The 1,500-nt window shown below is 68.0% G+C and carries 1 protein-coding gene and 1 pseudogene; both read left to right on the top strand.

The annotated features are described in order from the left end of the window. Window positions 1–144 precede the first annotated feature (144 nt). Window positions 145–1,068, top strand: coding sequence for an ABC transporter permease (locus tag ACFVDP_RS38275; RefSeq protein ID WP_383500480.1), 924 nt, complete (start codon window positions 145–147; stop codon window positions 1,066–1,068). Then, a pseudogene (locus ACFVDP_RS38270) lies at window positions 1,061–1,500 on the top strand (ABC transporter permease); the annotation flags it as partial. The gene ACFVDP_RS38275 and the pseudogene ACFVDP_RS38270, both read left to right, overlap by 8 nt.

The raw sequence follows: 1,500 nt of genomic DNA, 5'->3' as shown, positions 1-1,500 counted from the left end.
ACTGCCTCCAATTTCGTGGTGACCTTGTTAAGCGTCTTTGTAGAAAAAAAGATAAGGGTCAACCGAACCAGGGGAACCCCCCCCCCCCCCCCCCCGCCCCCCCCCCCCCCCCGCCCCCCTCGCGGAAACGGAACCGGAGTCCTCATGGGACGTTATGTGATCCGGCGCCTGCTGCAGATGATCCCGGTCTTCATCGGCGCGACGCTGCTGATCTTCCTCATGGTCAACGTGATGGGCGACCCCATCGCCGGACTGTGCGGCGACAAGGCCTGCGACCCTGCCACCAAGGCGCAGCTGTCGAAGGAGTTCGGCCTCGACAAGCCGGTGTGGCAGCAATACCTGACGTACATGGGGAACGTCTTCACCGGTGACTTCGGCACGGCGTTCAACGGCCAGAAGGTCACCGAACTGATGTCGACCGCGTTCCCCGTGACCATCCGCCTCACCATCGTGGCGATCCTCTTCGAGATCGTCGTCGGCATCGCGCTCGGCGTCGTCACCGGCCTCAAGCGCGGCCGGCCCATCGACACCACCGTGCTGCTGCTGACCCTCGTCGTCATCTCCATCCCGACGTTCGTCACCGGTCTGCTGCTGCAACTGCTGCTCGGCGTCAAATGGGGCTGGATCGAACCGGCGGTGTCCACCGAGGCGACCTTCAGCGAGCTGATCGTGCCCGGCCTGGTCCTCGCCTCGGTCTCGCTCGCGTACGTGACCCGGCTGACCCGGACCTCCATCGCCGAGAACAAGCGCGCCGACTACGTCCGCACCGCCATCGCCAAGGGCCTGCCCAGGCGCCGCGTCATCACCCGGCACCTGCTGCGCAACTCGCTGATCCCCGTCGTCACCTTCATCGGCGCCGACGTCGGCGCCCTCATGGGCGGCGCCATCGTCACCGAGCGCATCTTCAACATCCACGGCGTCGGCTACCAGCTCTACCAGGGCATCCTGCGCCAGAACACCCAGACCGTGGTCGGCTTCGTGACGATCCTCGTGCTGGTCTTCCTCGCGGTGAACCTGATCGTCGACCTCCTGTACGCCGTACTCGACCCGAGGATCCGCTATGCCTGAACCGCACGCACCCGACGGGCGCACACCCGACGACGGTGCCATCGCCGCGACCGGCATGGGCGGGGCGATGGACCTCGCCACGAGCGAGGGCGCGGGCCTGGAGGGCCGGCCGGGCGGCCCCGCCGGCGGCCCGGCCGACAAGCCCCGCAGCCTGTGGTCCGACGCCTGGCGGGACCTGCGCCGCAACCCGATCTTCATCATCGCGGGCCTGGTCATCCTCTTCCTGGTCGTCATCTCGATCTGGCCGCAGCTGATCGCCTCCGGCAACCCGCTCTCCTGCGACCTGTCCAAGCGGCAGCAGGGCTCCGAGCCGGGCCACCCCTTCGGCTTCGACGCCCAGGGCTGCGACGTCTACACCCGCACCGTGTACGGCGCCCGCAACTCCATCACCGTCGGCGTCTGCGCCACGGTCGGCGTCGCGCTCCTCGGCTC

It is taken from the genome of Streptomyces sp. NPDC057694, from assembly GCF_042799415.1.
Lineage (GTDB): Bacteria > Actinomycetota > Actinomycetes > Streptomycetales > Streptomycetaceae > Streptomyces.
The sequence above is the reverse complement of the archived record's forward strand: the minus strand, read 5'-3'. Positions and strand labels throughout refer to the sequence as shown.